15 protein-coding genes and 3 pseudogenes are annotated in these 17,237 nt (G+C 48.9%); 6 read left to right on the forward strand and 12 right to left on the reverse strand.

Annotated features, from left to right (window positions below; genetic code table 11):
• Nucleotides 1-65: 65 nt before the first annotated feature.
• The 12 genes from L0156_14075 to L0156_14130 all read right to left on the reverse strand — a co-directional run bounded on the left by L0156_14075 (nucleotide 66) and on the right by L0156_14130 (nucleotide 12,415).
• Nucleotides 66-2,375 (reverse strand): 3-hydroxyacyl-CoA dehydrogenase/enoyl-CoA hydratase family protein, encoded by a 2,310-nt coding sequence (locus L0156_14075; GenBank protein MCI0604124.1) that lies wholly within the window; start codon nucleotides 2,373-2,375, stop codon nucleotides 66-68.
• Between the two features lie 67 nt (nucleotides 2,376-2,442).
• Nucleotides 2,443-2,865: a heme-binding protein gene (locus L0156_14080; GenBank protein ID MCI0604125.1), complete on the reverse strand. Its 423-nt coding sequence runs from the start codon at nucleotides 2,863-2,865 to the stop codon at nucleotides 2,443-2,445.
• A 1-nt stretch (nucleotide 2,866) separates the two neighbouring features.
• Nucleotides 2,867-3,895, reverse strand: a complete 1,029-nt coding sequence (locus L0156_14085) for a hypothetical protein (GenBank protein MCI0604126.1) — start codon at nucleotides 3,893-3,895, stop codon at nucleotides 2,867-2,869.
• Between the two features lie 5 nt (nucleotides 3,896-3,900).
• A complete protein-coding gene (locus tag L0156_14090) occupies nucleotides 3,901-4,620 on the reverse strand; it encodes an SDR family oxidoreductase (GenBank protein MCI0604127.1) in 720 nt (239 codons plus the stop codon).
• A gap of 2 nt (nucleotides 4,621-4,622) precedes the next feature.
• The gene (locus L0156_14095) at nucleotides 4,623-5,111 is read right to left on the reverse strand and encodes a tetratricopeptide repeat protein (protein MCI0604128.1); all 489 of its coding nucleotides are present in this window, start codon (nucleotides 5,109-5,111) and stop codon (nucleotides 4,623-4,625) included.
• Nucleotides 5,108-5,671 carry a hypothetical protein gene (locus L0156_14100; GenBank protein ID MCI0604129.1) on the reverse strand — a complete coding sequence of 188 codons (564 nt, stop codon included), beginning with the start codon at nucleotides 5,669-5,671 and terminating at the stop codon, nucleotides 5,108-5,110. Before L0156_14100 ends, L0156_14095 begins: the two co-directional genes overlap by 4 nt.
• A complete protein-coding gene (locus L0156_14105) occupies nucleotides 5,668-6,513 on the reverse strand; it encodes a hypothetical protein (protein ID MCI0604130.1) in 846 nt (281 codons plus the stop codon). Before L0156_14105 ends, L0156_14100 begins: the two co-directional genes overlap by 4 nt.
• A 2-nt stretch (nucleotides 6,514-6,515) precedes the next feature.
• Complete coding sequence (locus tag L0156_14110) at nucleotides 6,516-7,118, reverse strand: threonylcarbamoyl-AMP synthase (GenBank protein ID MCI0604131.1); 603 nt, start codon at nucleotides 7,116-7,118, stop codon at nucleotides 6,516-6,518.
• Nucleotides 7,118-10,558, reverse strand: coding sequence for an MASE1 domain-containing protein (locus tag L0156_14115; GenBank protein ID MCI0604132.1), 3,441 nt, complete (start codon nucleotides 10,556-10,558; stop codon nucleotides 7,118-7,120). The genes L0156_14110 and L0156_14115 overlap by 1 nt, the downstream gene beginning before the upstream one ends.
• 77 nt (nucleotides 10,559-10,635) lie before the next feature.
• Nucleotides 10,636-11,226 carry a phospholipase D-like domain-containing protein gene (locus L0156_14120; GenBank protein ID MCI0604133.1) on the reverse strand — a complete coding sequence of 197 codons (591 nt, stop codon included), beginning with the start codon at nucleotides 11,224-11,226 and terminating at the stop codon, nucleotides 10,636-10,638.
• 18 nt (nucleotides 11,227-11,244) lie between these two features.
• Nucleotides 11,245-11,616 (reverse strand): polymer-forming cytoskeletal protein, encoded by a 372-nt coding sequence (locus L0156_14125; GenBank protein ID MCI0604134.1) that lies wholly within the window; start codon nucleotides 11,614-11,616, stop codon nucleotides 11,245-11,247.
• A 148-nt stretch (nucleotides 11,617-11,764) separates the two neighbouring features.
• Nucleotides 11,765-12,415, reverse strand: coding sequence for a hypothetical protein (locus L0156_14130; GenBank protein ID MCI0604135.1), 651 nt, complete (start codon nucleotides 12,413-12,415; stop codon nucleotides 11,765-11,767).
• A gap of 126 nt (nucleotides 12,416-12,541) precedes the next feature.
• Between L0156_14130 and L0156_14135 the strand changes: the two genes are divergently transcribed.
• From L0156_14135 to L0156_14160, 6 genes and pseudogenes are all read left to right on the forward strand, one after another.
• Nucleotides 12,542-13,990 carry a leucyl aminopeptidase gene (locus tag L0156_14135; GenBank protein ID MCI0604136.1) on the forward strand — a complete coding sequence of 483 codons (1,449 nt, stop codon included), beginning with the start codon at nucleotides 12,542-12,544 and terminating at the stop codon, nucleotides 13,988-13,990.
• Nucleotides 13,991-14,053: 63 nt separating this feature from the next.
• A pseudogene (locus L0156_14140) lies at nucleotides 14,054-14,509 on the forward strand (cytochrome c biogenesis protein CcdA).
• A gap of 144 nt (nucleotides 14,510-14,653) precedes the next feature.
• Nucleotides 14,654-14,764 (forward strand): annotated as a pseudogene (locus L0156_14145) (cytochrome c biogenesis protein CcdA).
• A gap of 80 nt (nucleotides 14,765-14,844) precedes the next feature.
• On the forward strand, nucleotides 14,845-15,777 hold the full coding sequence (locus L0156_14150; protein ID MCI0604137.1) for an MBL fold metallo-hydrolase: 933 nt from the start codon (nucleotides 14,845-14,847) through the stop codon (nucleotides 15,775-15,777).
• Nucleotides 15,767-16,747, forward strand: coding sequence for a bifunctional oligoribonuclease/PAP phosphatase NrnA (locus tag L0156_14155; protein ID MCI0604138.1), 981 nt, complete (start codon nucleotides 15,767-15,769; stop codon nucleotides 16,745-16,747). Before L0156_14150 ends, L0156_14155 begins: the two co-directional genes overlap by 11 nt.
• Nucleotides 16,744-17,070, forward strand: a pseudogene (locus tag L0156_14160) (AAA family ATPase). Before L0156_14155 ends, L0156_14160 begins: the two are co-directional and overlap by 4 nt.
• Nucleotides 17,071-17,237 lie beyond the last annotated feature (167 nt).

Raw genomic sequence — 17,237 nt, forward strand, 5'->3', positions numbered from 1 at the left:
TAGTTGCAGAGCATTTTCAGTAGCTTACATTTAAGCTACTGAAAATGCTCTGCCACTACAGAAAATTAATTCCTCAGAGGTTTGCCGGTTTTCAGAAGGTGTTGGATCCGCTCCTGAGTTTTCCGCTCACCTAACAAAGATAAGAATGCTTCTCGTTCCATGTCCAGAACATATTGTTCGTCCACGCGTGCCGGTTCCGTCAGATCCCCGCCCGTCAGCACCCAGGCGATCTTCTCCCCGAGCTTCGCATCATATTCACTGATGTAACCCGCTTCTTTCATGAGATAGACGCCGATCTGCAGGTACGCAAAGCCGGCCCTGCCCATCAGAAGAATGTCTTTGCGCGGCTGCGGCCTGCGATAGGACTTCGACAAGCGTAGTACTACATTCTTAGCATCCTGAACGAGCCGGTCCGTGTTCATGCTGAAGGTGTCCGATTCTTCGAAATAACCGTGCTTCCTTGCTTCCAGGACTGAGCGCGAGACCTTTGCGAGCGCGATCGATTCGAAAGCCTTACGCAAGAAAGGTAGGGGATCCGCGCCGGCTGGAACTTTCGCCATCTGTCTGGCAAGCATCTCTTTGGTCCCGCCACCGGCAGGAATTAACCCTGCGCCAATCTCCACCAATCCTGTGTAAACCTCAGCAGCCGAATGCACGGCATCCGACCCGAGACAGACCTCGCATCCACCCCCGAGGGCGAGCTGAAAGGGCGCAGCTACCACCGGTTTGGATGAGTACCGAAAGGACATCGTCATCTGTTGAAAAGCTTTGATCGCAAGATTCAGCTCATCCCAGTTTCCTTCCTGCGCTTCCAGCAAAAGCAACATTAGATTCGCGCCTGCAGAAAAATGCTCGCCCTGATTGGCGATCACCATCCCTTCGTAACCTTTATCGAGAAGTTCAATCCCTGCTCGTGCCATTTGAATCGTATCGCCGCCGATCGAATTCATCTTGGAGTGAAACTCAAGACACACGACTCCGTCCCCGAGATCTACCAGACTTGCACCGGCATTCTTCTTGATCACGCCGTGTTCCCGCTTCCAGGAATCAAGAAACAAAATCCCCTCTTTTTGAGGAACCGGCTTGTAAGTGTCCGTGAAAATATCCCAGTAGTGCCGCTGACCTTTCTCCACCTTATAAAAGGAAGGAGTCGGTTGCTGCAGCAGACGCTCCAGCCATTCCGGAAATCGCTTTCCTTCCTGCTTCATTCTTTTTGCTGATTCCGCCAGACCGATTCCATCCCAGAGTTCGAACGGACCATGGGACCAGCCAAATCCCCACTTCATGGAATTATCGATGTTCAGTATGTCATCGGAGATTTCGGGAATTCTATTTGCAGCGTAGGCAAGGAATGCAGAAGTCGTTTTCCACAGGAAAGATCCGGCCTTGTCCTTTCCGCGGATCAGATTCGAAATCCGTTCAACCGGGTTTTCGATCGGCTTTACCATTTCCACAGAAGGGAATCCGACTTTTTTCTGGTGGCGATACTCCAGAGTTTGATAATCTAGAGCCTGAATCTCTTTTCCCGACTTCTTGTAGAATCCCTGACCTGTTTTGTTCCCATGCCATTTTCGTTCCAGAATCTGTTCCAGAAAACCGGGGAGTCGAAAAATCTCCCGTTCTTCATCATCCGGAACGTTTTCATATAGATTTTTTGCAACCAGGCCGAGCACATCGATTCCGACAAGGTCGAACAAGCGAAATGTTGCCGTTTTAGGCCGCCCCACAATCGAGCCTGTCAATGCATCCACTTCTTCGATCGAAAGCTGTTCTTCCTGCATGACTCTCAACGTATAGAGCGCGCCGAAAGTTGCGAGCCGGTTGGAAATGAAATTCGGAGTATCTTTTGCGTAAACAATACCTTTTCCAAGAAAACGGTCGCCAAAGTCAGCGATGATATTCAAGAACTTTTCGTCCGTTTCCTTAGTAGGAATCAATTCGAGAAGTTTCAAATAGCGGGGCGGGTTGAAAAAGTGTGTTCCAAACCACCGTTTTTTGAAATCCGGAGGCATCTCCGAAGCGATGGTGGTCAAAGGAATTCCGGAGGTATTGGAAGTCACAATGGAATCCGGACGAAGGTGGGGAGCGATCGCGCGGAGCAATTCTCGTTTTGTATCGAGATTCTCAATCACCGCTTCGAGCACCCAATCCGCTTCCTTTAAGCGCGGGAAATGAGTTCCAAAATCAAGTGGTTCAATGAGTGAAAGCAGAGATGGGTCAAACAGCGGCGCAGGATCCATTTTTTTCAGACGCTCGAGCGATGCCAGAGCCAGACCGGGAAGGTCAAAAAGCAAACAAGGAATCGAAGCGTTTGCAAGATGAGCGGCAATTTGCGAACCCATCGTGCCGGCTCCCAGAACAGCAACTTTTTTCATAAAAGTATCACCTGTGTGTAGCGCGGACGTCTCGTCTGCGCAAGCTGCAGGCGGGACACCCGCGCTACTACAAGCCCGTCATAAATGCTTCGATCCCGGCCTGTGCAACCTGTTCATCCTGTTCCGGGCTGCCCGAGCTGCATCCGACAGCTCCGATACATTCCGCGTTTACGATGATTGGCAATCCCCCGCCGAAAATCACAAATCGCCCCTGGTTGCTGGCATGGATTCCAAAGGCTGGTCCGCCTGGAGCTCCGACCGGTTTGTAATCGCGTGTGGCTTTACGCGTTCCTGCCGATGTAAAAGCCTTATCAATTGCAATTTGAATGCTCGTTACCTTCGCCTGATCCATGCGGTAAAAACCAAGCAAGTGCCCTCCAGCATCCACCACTGCAATATCCATGTCCACGCCTATTTTTCGTGCTTCCGACTCGGCGGCTGCAAGAATGATTTTCACGTCTTCCAATTCGAGTTTCGGCACGTTTCGCATTTCAACTCTTCAGTGGCAGTTGCCGTACTATTGCTGTAGTATTACTCAGGCCCGCTTCCACCCGTTCCCCTTCCCTGGCGAATTCTCTGCGAATGTAGCCTATGGCAAAAGGCTGGTTCAGGAGGAACGAATGGGCTGCGCTTGTGATTCTTCCCACTTCCTTGCTGTCACGAAACACTTTATCTCCGGCGTTCACCGGGGCTGATAGGGCAAAGCCCATCAGATGACGGTTCACGTGACCCTGGGCATCGATCCGCGCCATAGTCTCCTGTCCCAGATAGCAGCCCTTTTGAAAATCGAGCGTGTGTTTCAGGCCGCTCTCCTGTGGAAAATTGGATTCGTCCATGTCCCGGTGCATCAAAGCAAGACCGGATTCAATCCGGAACACTTCAAAAGCCCTGGCGCCGATCGGAGCACCTTCCAGAAACGAGAGGACATCAGCACCTCCAGAAACCGGGACAAGCAGAGCACAACCGGAAGGAAGCCGTATCAGATTTGACGGCGATCCTGCTATATCAATAGTACGATGATTGTAGGAAGGCTCCGGTAAATTGTCCAACCCCTTTTCTGTCAGGAAGGGCCCGGATCCGGGACCGAGCACCTGAATCATTGCGAATTCGGACGTCACATCCTGCATCTTGACGTCTTCGCTCATGATGTACCGGTCCAGACCGGTCATCAGTTTCTCCACCAGATAGTGCTGCAAAACAAGGAGAAGATGATCGGGGAAAGCGTAAACCTTCATATCGCACTGGATGTGGCCTTTTACATCCAGAAATAAAGCGTATGTTCCCTTACCCGGTTCCAGAGTTTTAATCTCACTGGTCAGCATCCCGTTGAGAAAACGAAGACGATCCCGCCCGGTAACGCGAACTTTTCCGAAATGGCTCACGTCTCGCACGCCTGAATCCTTTCGAATGTGCCAGTATTCTTGCCCCGGATCTCCGTAATGAGAAGGGATTTCCAAACCGAAATAATCTTCGAAAACGGCACCTTTTTGTTGATGCCAACCATAAGTAGGAATTCGCATCAAATTCACCATGTCAGTGATCTTCCACCATCGAGAATAATCGTTTGGCCGGTAATATAATCCACATCCACCAGCAAAAAATCAACCGTGTTCAAAAATTCTTCGATCGTGCAAAGTCTGCCGGCCGGAATCTTGCTCAGAATCTTTTCTTGAAGATATAGCGGCATATCCTCTGGAAACAAAATCGAACCGGGAGCGATCGCATTCACCTGGACTTCGGGCGCAAGCGCTCTTGCAAGCGCCCGGGTGAACGCAACGACGCCCGATCTGGCAACGCTGTAAGGAAGGTAGTTCAAGTAGGCGCGTTCAGCGGCAATATCAGTAAGGTTGATAATTTTTCCAAAGCCATTCACTTTCATTTGCCTGCCGAAAAAATGCGCCAAAAAGAATGGGACTTTCAGATTTACAGACATGTCGTGGTCCCACTGCTCTTCCCCTACGTCCTCCCAGTCGGAATGGGAAAAAGAAGAGGCATTATTCACAAGAATGTCTACAAAACCGATTTCCTCCTTAAGCCTGTTCTGCAAATTTTTGATTGAGATTTCGGAGAAGTCCGCCTGAAACAGCCTGCATCCGGTTTCCGCCTGCAGCGATTTCGCTTCCTCTTCGGAACGATTATAGTGAACAACGATGCTGCAATCGGCTTTACGCAAGTGAATCGCGAGGGCCCGTCCCAAACGACGGGCGCTGCCGGTAAGGAAAGCTGTCTTGCCGGCAAGATTCATGGTTAGTTGATTTGCCTTTTTAACCCTTCCAGCGCATCGAGCGCAAGTCCGTAGTCGGGAGCGATCACAAGCGCTTTTTCAAATTCCTGCTGTGCCCATTTCAACATTCCCTGCTGAAGATAAACACGGCCGAGATTGTAATGGGGATAGTGGTACGACTCGTATCTTTTGGCTTGAATCGCTTTTTTGAGCCAGGGAATCGCATCCTCATACATCTCTTTTTCAATCAAGTAAACACCGATGTCGTTATATGGATTTCCAAAATCGGGATCAGTTTCAATCGCTTTTTTACATTCGTCGATTGCCTCATCCAGAAGTCCTTGAAAACTATAAGTCCAACCTAAAAAGGTATATGCCTCGGCTGTTGGGTAAACTTCAATCGATTCTTTGTACAATTCAATCGCCTCTTCCAGTCTGCCCGACATCTGACATTCGTAAGCGCGACGAAAAAGTTCGGAAGCGAGATCGATGGCCTCGCGATCTTCTTTCACTCTTCTTGCTCCTTTTTCCAATCAATAAATGAGGCAGGGGCTTTGCCCAGGGGAACGCGGATAGTTTTCGCTTCTTCGTTGAGCACTTTGAGAATCACATGATCGTCGGCAATCTGCATCACCTCATATTTTCCGCTAAGAATCTGGCCGACCCTTCCAACATAAATTCTCCCGCTATTGGATAGCGCCGCCAATTTTAAACCGCTTTCCTTTTCATAGTAGAAACCGAGGTAATGAACGGTTGGAACGGAAGGGCGCTCATCCACTTCAGGCTCAGCTTCAGGAATACGAATCATTGGAGTTTGTGACTCGGCAGATCCAGCGCCTGCACCGAACTGAAATATGTTCCGTTTCACACCGGAAAATTGCGGAACCTCGTTTGATAGCGAATCCACATTCAGGACTTCGTTCACTGCCACCGTTCCACGTGAGCTTGACTTTGATCTGCTCGAAATGTTGTTGGACTGCTCATTACTTGAGAATTGGGAATAGACAGAAATAGATAGTAAGGCCAGCAGAACAATTAAAACGAGTAACTCATTTTTTGATTTGCTATTCATGATTCCCAAATTCTGTCCCAGGCCGGTGAAGTCAGGCTTTCAGAAAGTTCCCTTATCCTCTTAGACATTTCCTCCTGAGAGCGAGCCCTGATTGTAATCTCAAGCACGCCCTTGTCAAGGAACAGGCCTTTCTTTGCCTGCAAATTCTCCAAATTGAGCTGTTGCCAGGCTGAGGACAATTCTTGAGTTTTCTGCTGATGTAAAGGATAGCGTAAATTACGCATTTCTTTCAACAAGGCTTCGCCTGCACGCCGAGAAGTGTTTCCCGCCCCGTCCAGCACGGCTTGCAGTTTTTCATTCTCCATCACCTGTTTCAGATTTTTCGTTTGCCAGCGATTTGCAAGATCAAAAGTCATTTCAATAAAAATGGCGGTTTCGTTCACGTTCAAACGCACGTTTGAAGATAAGAATTCCACAAAAAATGACCAGCTGCCTGCGGGCGCTTGAAGAATTCTGAGCGCTTGTCCGAGTTCAATGCGACGATTCGCCAGAGCAAACAGCATCCTGTCCGGCGCCTGATTCAAATCCGGGGGAAAATTCCGCCGTGCAAGAGGATGGTTCTCAACCTGCAGGAATTTTGCCCATCGCGACCAGAGAAAACAGTCGATCTCATCCCATTTACGCGTGTTGCGATTCATTTCCACCGCCGCGGAAAACAGACAAGGCACATCCATCTCAATTGCATTCACGACATCCTTTTGCTGCATTTGAAACCTTCGATAGCCATCGATCAGAAAGGAATCAGGACTGACAATGAGCGGCGAATAAATTCCGAATTCTGCAAAACCTTTTTCCAGCAGCGATGGATGGTTTTCGGACAGTCGAATCTCGTTTTTTTGCATCACTATAATAAGGATACAATTTCTGCTGCCGGAATGGCTCCTTCGCGTAAAATTTTTCCGGGCCGTTCGACCAAAGAAACAATTGTCGAGGGTGCTCCTCCTGCTAAGATTCCGCCGTCGACGAGGATACTGACTCCGGCCGTAATCTGTTCTGATAACGATTGAGGATCGCTGACCGCCGGCTCTCCCGTCAGATTGGCACTCGTGGAAACCAATGGTGAACCGAAGGCTTCAACGATTTGGCGCGCAACCGGATGCGACGAAACACGGATCGCAAAAGACGTGGACCGGTCCGTAGAAGGAAGCGCGATGGTGAGAGGACCGGGCCAAAACCGCATGGCTAACGCAGCAAAACGTGAATCCCCAGTGTCACAAACGGTCGCAACCATTGAAATGTCGGAGGCAATGAGTGCAAGTTGTTTTTCGGGAGGTCTGTTTTTTAACGCGTACAGCTTATGAAGCGCATCCTCATCCCATAAATCTATTCCAAGCGCGTATAAGGTTTCCGTTGGATAGCAAAGAATTTCACTTTTCCGCAAAGCATCTACGCATAGTCTTAGAGATGCATTATCCAGAATTCCGCCGTTGATTTGAATCGTTCGCACTAAATTGCTTTGTCCGGATAATCGAGTAATTCGCTAATGCGCTCCAAGAAGGTTCCCAGAGAGAATGGTTTTTGAAGGAATGTCGCGCTGGGGTTACGACCAAGAACAGACTCTTCCGAATAACCCGACATGAATAAAATTTTTGTATTGGGTCTCTTTTCCAAAATTGCTTCGGCTAGATTCGCTCCGCCCATCCGGGGCATTACCACGTCTGTGATCAGCAAATCAATCGCGCCAGGATGCTGTTCGGCTATGATGACGGCTTCCTGTCCGTTCGATGCCTCCAGAACTGCAAAACCACGCGCTTGCAATAACGCAGAAGTCGCTCTTCTTACAGCTTCATTATCATCAACCAGCAAAATCATTCGTAAAAGCTCTGAAGAATCCGGCCGCGAACCGGCAGTGATCGCCGGCATTTCCAAAGGCTCATCAACCTGTGGCAAGTAGATATCAAAAGTTGTGCCGGAACCTCGCTTACTTTCCACATTCACATATCCACTGCTCTGTTTGACAATCCCATAAACGGTCGCCAGACCAAGACCTGTTCCCTTGCCGGTTTGTTTCGTCGTAAAGAATGGTTCAAAAACTCGCTTCAACGTATCCTCATCCATTCCTTGACCCGTATCCTGGACTCGAAGAAGCACATAGGTTCCAGCTGAAACACCAACGGGCTTCCTGGTATCGTCGATTCGGACCGTTACATTGAACGTCTGCAGAAAGAGTTTGCCTCCATCCGGCATCGCATCCCTGGCATTCACAGCAAGATTCATGATGACCTGCTCAATCTGACCGGGGTCTGCTTTCACATTCCCAAGATTGTTCTGAGAAACAATCATCAATTCAATGTCTTCACCAAGCAAACGACGGAGAAGGTCCTCCATGTTTCTAACGACCTTATCGAGATGGATAACGCGCGGCATGAGAATCTGTTTTCTTCCGAAAGCGAGCAACTGGCGTGTTAAAGCCGCTCCTTGCTCGGCGGCTTTCAAGATTTCATTCATTTCACGGTTCAATGGATTGGTGCTTAGTCTCATCAACACCAGTTCACAGTATCCCGTAATCGCCATCAGCAAATTGTTAAAATCGTGAGCCACACCTCCCGCCAGACGACCGATCGCTTCCATTTTGTGGGATTGGCGGAGCTCCTCCTGAAGCGCTTCCTGTTTCTGAGCCTGCAGATAGCTCTGGTAAAGTACGCAAGTTGTCTGCGAAAGATAATCGAGTTTTTCAAGATCAGTGCTTGTGTATCCGTTCGGTCTATTGGCGACACCGATCATACCGATAACCTGGTTTGCATAGTGAAAAGGAACTCCCAGAAAACAATTCAGAGGAGGATGGCCTTTCGGAAGGGAACCGGCTGATCGCGGATCGCGCAGCGGATCGTTTGAAATCACAGGAGAAGCCTGTGTGATTACGGAGCCAAAAAGGTTTTTTAAATTGGGAAATTCAAGATACCCCTTTTCGGCATAAGTTCGCTGCGCTTCTTCATAAAACTCGCGATTGACATCGGCATCCCAGACGATTCCTTCATGGGCAAGGACCCGTAGAGTAGATTCATCGGTAACAATACCAATAAAACCATATTCACTCCCGGTTTCCCGGAGAGCAGATTGGAGAATTAAATGGCTTGCGGATTTCCAGCTGTTCGTTTCCAAAAACATGGTCATCGCCTGATTAATGGACTGGAGCTGCGCAGATTTGACTTGCAAAGCTTTTTCCGCGCGTTTTTGCTCCAGAGTAGTTGCGACTTCGTCAGAAACAAGCACCAGAGCGTTCAGGTCCGCAGGTAGAAACTTCTTTTCTTCCAGATAACTTTGAACTGCAATGACACCCAGAGTATTCTCACCGGACTTCAAAGGCACGCCTAACCACGAAAGATACGACGTTTCCTCTTCAGGAATGACTCCACTCTTCACGAGTTCCCGGATTTTCTCGGCATCGGCCAACAAGGCCCCGTTAGAAAGTACGTAAAAGTTCAGAGCGTTTGCCGCGCGCCTGAGATCCAAAGTGTCTGTTTTTTCGCTCGATATGTAAGGGAAAGAAAATGTCTGCGTAGACGGATCATACAAAGCAATGTAAAAGTTCCGGGCATCGATCAACTCGGAAATATTTTCGTGCACTACTGCGTAGAACTGCTCCATATTTTGCGTGACACTTGTTTTTTCTGCAAGACGGTGCAAAATGGCCTGAAGAAGTTCGGCGCGTTTCCTTTCCGTGATGTCCAGCATGATTCCCTGAATGAATACGGTTTTTCGTCCTTTATCTCTGATGACGTTCCCTTCATCGCGAAACCAGACGATGTTGCCGTCACGCCCAAACATTCTGTACTCACAGACGAACGGTTTTCCGGAAAGGCTGCTTCGCATTCCTTTGCTGAGTACTTCTTCGCGGTCGTCCGGATGAACATGCCTGGACCAGAGTTGTGAGTCGGAAGTCCATTCTTCCGCAGTAAAACCAAGAATGGATTTGATTCGCGGGCTGACGTATCGCCAGGAAAGAGTCTCACCGAATTCCACCTGATAAACGATCGCGGGAACACGTTCCACAAGCGAACGGGATTTCGCTTCCGATTCACGCAGAACCGCCTCCCCGGATTTTCTTTCTATCAGGCTGGCTCCAAGAATCAGTGCCGTGAGTTGAATCGAGCCAATAAAAACTTGAAGCAATAGAAGCGATTCATTTAAATTCGGTCTGTCGAAAGGCCCTTCTCCTTGCGTGGTTCCCAGAATTGCGATAGTCGAAACAATTAAAATTGCCAGGGTTGCCCCTTTTTGGCCAAACCGAAAAGCGGCTGCACAAATAAAGAGCGGCACGGTCAGGTACACCAGCGGTATTCCGACTTCAAAGTTTCCGTTAAATACCAGGACAGTCACCGCCACGATCGAAGCAAAGACCACAATCGCGTCCGCAATCTCGCTCGCCTTTGTTTCGTGCGTTTCTCTTTTTCTCCAGGCCATAACAGCCGGCACAATCAACAAGTTCCCCATCATGTCACCAAGCCACCAAGTCGACCATAGATATGTCAGAGGAATGCGGTCGTTCGACTCCGTCAGAAAAAGAGAAGCAGTTCCGATAGAGGCGCTTGCAACAGTAGAAACAAAACCGGCCAAAAGCACAAATTTTAGAACGTCTTCTACCCGCTGCAGAAAGTTCGGTCCGTTCGCATAGCGATTCAACAAATAGAAACCGAGGCAGGCTTCCAAAGTGTTTCCGGTGGATATCAAGAAGGAATCAATGAGTGATGATCCTACGAGGTAATTCGCGATGAATGCGCCGAGCATAATCGCGGGCCAGATTCGGAAACCAAACAAGAGCATCGACGCGAGAGCGATGCCGGCGGCTGGCCAGACAGGAGAAACGTTTGTGGCAGCGATCGACAGCGAAAGGCCAATTCGAGCAAAAACGAAATAGAGAATGGCTACAACGAGGATTCTAAACAAGAGCAAAGCTCTGGAAACGGAAGAATAAGCCAATATGCCCCCGCAAAAAAGTGAATCAATTATAGCAGGCTGGTTTGCTATCTGGGAATTTGCCGAACAAAGTTCGTGATCTTTTCGCCCATTTCAGGTGAATCCACGAAGATGGAAAGTTCAGCATTGCGGGCCATGGCGGCGTGCGTGAGATTGTGACTGCCGAGAAAACAGTAACGCCCATCAATGACAAAAGTCTTGGCGTGAGTAGCAATCTTTGCGCTGTCAAAACGAACCTGCACTCCCGCTTTTTCCAGCATCTGAGCCGCGAACCGGTTGGATTCCAGAGAATCTTTATCCTCTGAATTTTCAAGAAGGATCTCCACCTGCACATTCCGTTTGCTGGCGGCAATCAATTCCCGAAGCAAATCGGAGGGTTCATTGTCGGGAAAGCTGTTCGCTCTCACCAGATAGACAGTTCCAACTATGCTTTTTTCCGCTTTCTGGAAAAAGCCCTTCAAATAAGGATAGTACTCCCTGTTCGGCAATAATAACGCATGACATTCGCTGGCTTCAGAGAGCGCCAGCGCCCCGTTCCTTTCCGACGTGCCGGACGTGAAAAGTGTCTTGGAAAAGAGCAAAAAAATAACCGATGTCAGGAAAAGGAACGCAGAAATAAGCCACTGACGACGCCGCATGACGCAGTCGCAGCCGGTTTAACGCTTATTTCCGGCGACCGCTTTCCATGCTTCGCGGACTTCGCCGAGGTTCATCTTTACCTCGCCCAGTATTTTTCCGCCTTCCTCCATTACGAAGTGCTCCACCTCTAAATTCCCGGTCAGGATGCCGGTCGGCCTAACTACCAGTTTTTTGGTCTTTATGTTTCCTTCGATTTTTCCCAAAAGTTCGATTTCGTTGGCTTCCAGCACATCACCGAGAAGCCGCCCATTTTGCACCACTTCCACACTATCCGCTGAATTCACATTGCCATGCAATTCGCCTTCAATTCGCAGTTTTCCACCGGGAAATGAAACCTCACCTTTGACAATTGTTCCTTCAGCCAGTTTTGTAACTCGGTCTTGATTCATAACAGCACATCACCTCTATAGAAAAATAAACAAGGTAGCGCGGGCCTCTGGCCTGCGAAGCTTCGCAGCCGGGACGGCCGCGCTACTTTGTTATGTGAAATTCAGAAGAACAACAGGTAGTTCAACATTCCGATTATACATCTGCATTTTACAATTCTTCATCAATCCGATTGTCTAATAGATTAGAAGGGAGCCGCATGAGCTGTTTCCGCTTCTTTCTCTGCTCCAGCAGCTCTCTGCTGGCAAAACGTCCGCGGATCTTTGTTAACTCAGGAATCACAATGCTGGAAGCGCAAACATTTCCGCGGAACCGCACTCCTCTATGGATCACAACACGTTCAAAAGTGGAAATCGCAAATCGCCTGGAATTTGTATTGTAGAAAACTCCTTTAATTTCAATTGTGCCGAAAGGACGATTCAGGCGTGGAAGAGTTTGATCGGCATAGTGTTCCAGTCCGATAATCCGGCAGTTGATCAATTCTGCTGTATCATCGATCAGCAAATGGTTGCCGCGATAAATTTTCAAAATGCAATTCTCCAGGCGGTCCCCGATCACTACATTGGAAGGAAATAGCATCACAGCGCGGGAAAAGATAATCCGCTTTTCCAGCATACTCTTGCGCGCGTTCTGATGTTGCGCTTCCATTTTCATCAAACGTTCGTTCTGAAGTTTTAAGGTGTGGTGTTGTTGCTGGAGAGCTCTGTGTGATTGGCGGGTTTGATCCAGTTCTCTTTTAAGTTCCGAGACCTGATTTGCCAGATCGGAAATCTGGTCAGACTTCGACCGCCATTGGTTCATTGGCGCGCGGACACGCTCCCGTAGAGATGAAAGGCATTCTATCAGAGTTTTGCAATCTAAATCAAGGCAGTTCAATCGATTAAAGAGATTGCAAACAATGAGAATCGGAATATAATCTTGCTCCTTATGCCGAGTGTGAGATTCTGGAAGGGCCCTGCGGAGATTGACGCCGTGGCTATTCTTGCCTTGCCGGGTAACGCTTTGACCCCGGCCGGGCTGAAATTCGATGCGCAAACGAAAGGTGCGATCAGCCGGCTCCGGAAGGAAGAGGCATTTCTCGTAAAATGGCAGCATGCTGCCGTTTATTACACGGGTAACAAGAAAATCCCGCGCATTATTCTGACCTCTTTCCCTGGAAAAGATCTGCGCGCCAATGAACTGCGTGAAGCCGCCTATTCCGCGGTCCGATCGGCGCAGCAAAAAAGTCTCAGACAGATATCACTGGCATTTGATCCTCAAAATGAACAAGAAGTACAGGCCATCGCGGAAGGAAGCATCCTGGCTTCTTACTCGTTCAAGCGATTCAAGCCTCAAAAGGATCCGAAGCCGGTTCTTCAAACGGTGTTCCTTATCGCCTCAGACGCAAAAGCTTCCGCTTTGCAGAAAGCAAAAATTTTTGCTTCTGCCGCAATGTTCGTTCGTGATCTTGTGAATGAACCACCAAACATTCTCAATGCGGAAAGACTTGCTGAAATCTCCACAGACGTTGCCAGGAAGAATGGTTTGAATCTTCGCGTTTTTGAAACGGCTCAGCTTGAGAAAATGGGAGCGAACGCTTTTTTGAGCGTCGGAAAAGGAAGCGTGGTGTCGGGACGAATGATTCATCTCACTTACAAGCCGGAGGGCAAGTCAAAAGCGCATGTTTGTTTTGTGGGAAAGGGATTAACATTTGATTCCGGCGGCCTTTCATTAAAAACAGAAAAGGGAATGGAAAGCATGAAATCGGATATGGCCGGCGCCGCCACAGCCCTGGCCTGCATTCGCGCAGCCTGTGAATTGAAAATGCCTGTGAAAATTACGGCGCTTTTGATGGCAACCGAAAATATGCCGGATAATGCCGCAAACCGTCCTGGCGATGTTGTGCGCGCGATGAACGGCAAAACCATCGAAATCACGAACACAGACGCGGAAGGAAGATTGGCTCTCGCGGACGGACTCGTGTACGCACAATCTCTAAAACCGGACTACCTGATCGACATTGCAACCCTAACGGGAGCTCAGGTAATCGGTTTAGGACGCCTTGTTGCAGCGGTCATGGGCAACAACGATACTTTTATTCAGCAGATTGTGGAAGCAGGAAAATCATCAGGAGAAATCATGTGGCCGCTTCCGATGCCGGATCATTATCGAGATCTGATCAGAAGCGATATTGCGGATATGAAAAATTCTAGCGGGATTCCGGAAGCCGGATCCATTCAAGGCGGGTTATTCCTGTCTGAATTTGTGGATCATCCGCGCTGGGCTCATCTGGATATTGCAGGACCTTCCTGGCAGGAAAGGGATTGGTCTATTTATCCGCGCAGCGCCAGCGGTTTCGGCGCCCGCTGTCTGTTAACGTTTCTCAGTAATTTGTAAACAAAGTAGCGCGGACGTCTCGTCTGCGAATCTCGCAGGCGGGACGCCTGCGCTACATGGATTATGCGTAAAGTCATTATCAACACACTGTTATTTGTAGCAGGTTTTACTGTTGTCTTCGCTTCACTGGGAGCAACCGCAAGCCTGCTTGGACAATACCTCGTCCTGTACAAGACTTACATCAATGTTGTCGGTGGCATGCTGATCATTGTTCTTGGACTGCATCTCGCAGGCGTTTTTCAGATCCCCTTTCTTACATACGAAAAAAGATTCAATGTGCAGGGGAAACCACTCGGGATGCTCAGCTCCTTTCTCATCGGAGGCGCATTCGCCTTTGGATGGACCCCCTGCATCGGCCCGATCCTAAGTTCGATTTTGTTGATTGCTGCAAACCAAGAAACAATCGCGGATGGAATCTTCTTACTAGTTCTTTACTCAGCAGGACTCGGCGTACCCTTTCTATTGACCGGCATCGCTTTCAACTATGCGGTAAGCGTGTTCAAAGTGATCAAGCGAAACTACAAAGCGATTGAGCTGGTCAGCGGTTTGCTGTTGATTTTCATCGGAATTCTGGTCGCAACAAATCAGTTTACGCGCATGAGCGGCTGGCTTGCGTCCGCTTTTGGCGTAGGTCTCGAAGCGAGTCTGGGCCACCAGGCCAACATGATCACTGCAATTGCTGCAGGATTTCTTTCTTTCATTTCTCCGTGTGTTTTACCTCTTGTGCCCGCTTACATTTCCTACATTTCGGGCGTTTCTATCGATGAATTGAAGGCGGCTTGAACCAACCCTTGAACCCTTGAACTTTTATTGCTAACATGAGTTAGCTTGAAACGGGTCCTGTAGGACCTTATATGACAGCGGGCAGCAACAAATTCACAGTTAGATTTCGTGGAGTCCGCGGAAGCCATCCCTCACCTGGTTCCGGAACGGTTCGTTATGGTGGCAACACTTCCTGCGTGGAGGTGCGCGCTGGAAATCATCTCATTCTTCTGGATGCTGGAACAGGTATTGTTAGCCTTGGCAATGAGATGATGAAGAATCATCTGCCATCCAAGAGCGAACGCCAGCTGACCACAATGACGATTCTCTTCAGCCACACCCATCACGATCACACGCAGGGATTTGCATTTTTTAAACCAGCTTACCTTCCCACAACCACCTGTTACCTGTATGGTCCGCGATTGAGAGATGTTGAACTGGAAGAGGGACTGGCAACAGCGATGCTTAGCCCTTATTTTCCAGTGGCACTGTCTGAACTTTCCTCTGTGCTGAACATTCGTAGTCTTCATGAGACCGAAATCATTTTGCTCGAGGATTCTTGCAGTGAACCGAAGGTCTTCAACTACTATCGAGACAATCACAGTCAAGTTCCCTTCCAGGTTTGTGTGCGCGTGATGCATAGTCTTGCTCATCCGAATGGGGGCGTGTTTGTTTACAGAATAGAAATGGATGGGAAAAGCTTAGTTTATGCGACGGATACCGAGGGTTACTCGGGCGGTGATCAGAAACTGATCCGTTTTGCGAAAGGTGCCGACTTATTGATCCACGATTCCCAATACATGACTGACGATTATGTCCATGGAGATATGGTCGTTCAGGGTTATGGACACAGCACTGTTGACATGGCTGCAGAAGTTGCAGCACAGGCAGGCGCAAAAAGATTGGCTCTTTTTCATTATGATCCGCTTTACGATGATTCCATCATTGAAAGAATGGAAATGAAAGCTCAAGAAATATTCAAGGACTCGATCGCATCACATGAAGGGTTAGAAATTGAATTGTGAACTCCAAAAAACACGCGAAGTAGTTCTCCAGCATCAAAGTTTCCTGATCACCACACATATTCATCCCGATGGGGACGGCATCGGTTCGGAACTTGCTCTCGCGAGGCTCCTGCAAGGAATGGGAAAAACTGTTGAAGTTGTGAACTCGACACCCACGCCCAGGAAATATCGTTTTCTCGATCCGGCGAACGTGATTCGCCTTTTCGACAGCACCGGACCTCTTCCGGATGCCGAAGTTGTTTTCATTCTTGACATCAGCCGCTGGGAAAGACTCGGGAACATGGCGCAACTCATCCGGAATCACCCTGGCATCAAAATCTGCATCGATCATCATCCGGTGAACGGCAATTTCGCAGACGTCAACCTGATCTGCGAAGATGCTTGCGCCTCCGGTGAGATTGTTCTCCGGTTTATCAACTTCATGGGATCGGAGCTCACCGCGCAAATTGCCGAACCTCTCTATGCATCCATTCTCACGGATACGGGCGCATTCCGGTTTCCGAATACCAGTTCCCAAACGCACGCTGCCGCTGCGCAACTTCTCTCCACCGGAATACGTTCAGAATTGATCTACGATCAAATCTACGAAAGATGCTCCCCTGCCCGCGTAAAGTTGCTCGGGTGCGCATTGACTCATCTGGAATATTTGCATGCAGGACGTTTGGCGTGGATGGCCATAACACAATCCATGATGGAACAAACCGGTGTGGAAGTCGAAGAGATCGAAGGATTCGTTGACATCGCGCGCGGTATTCACAGCGTGGAAGCTTCTTTATTGTTCATCGAGTTGCCCCAGGAAAAGGTGAAGGTGAGTTTGCGTTCGCGTGGAAACGTGGATGTGAACTGCTTCGCCTCCCGCTTTGGAGGTGGTGGTCACCGCCATGCATCCGGTTTTCTGATGGAAGGTGCTTTGCAAACCGTGATCGAATGGGTCCTGCGCGAAAGTCCTGCCCTCTTTCCATTAGCATGATCATCGGCCTCACGGGAAAGAATGGTTCCGGAAAAGGAGAAGTTGCTCAGTTCCTCCGCGACAAAAGCTTTGAATACTACTCGTTGTCCGATGTAATCCGCGAAGAACTTCACTCGAAAAGTATTCCGGTTACCCGCGAGACACTCATTCTTGCCGGAAATGAACTGCGGCAACGATATGGAGCCGACGTTCTCGCGCGGCTGACTTTAAAAAAAATCGATCCCAATCGGAATTATGTTGTCGATTCGATCCGAAATCCTGCTGAAGTCCTGGCCTTAAGATCCGCAGGAGATTTTGTGTTGTTGAGTGTGGACGCGCTTCCGGAAGTGCGATTCCAAAGGATTCGGAGCCGCGGACGAGAACAGGACCCGCAAACATTAGAAGATTTTCTATTGTTGGAAGAAGCGGAAAAACAGAGCAGCTCAGAGCACAAACAAAGCATCGAGGATTGCCAGGCGATGGCGGATCATACGATCCTCAATGACGGTTC

It is taken from the genome of bacterium (genome assembly GCA_022616075.1).
GTDB lineage: Bacteria > Acidobacteriota > HRBIN11 > JAKEFK01 > JAKEFK01 > JAKEFK01.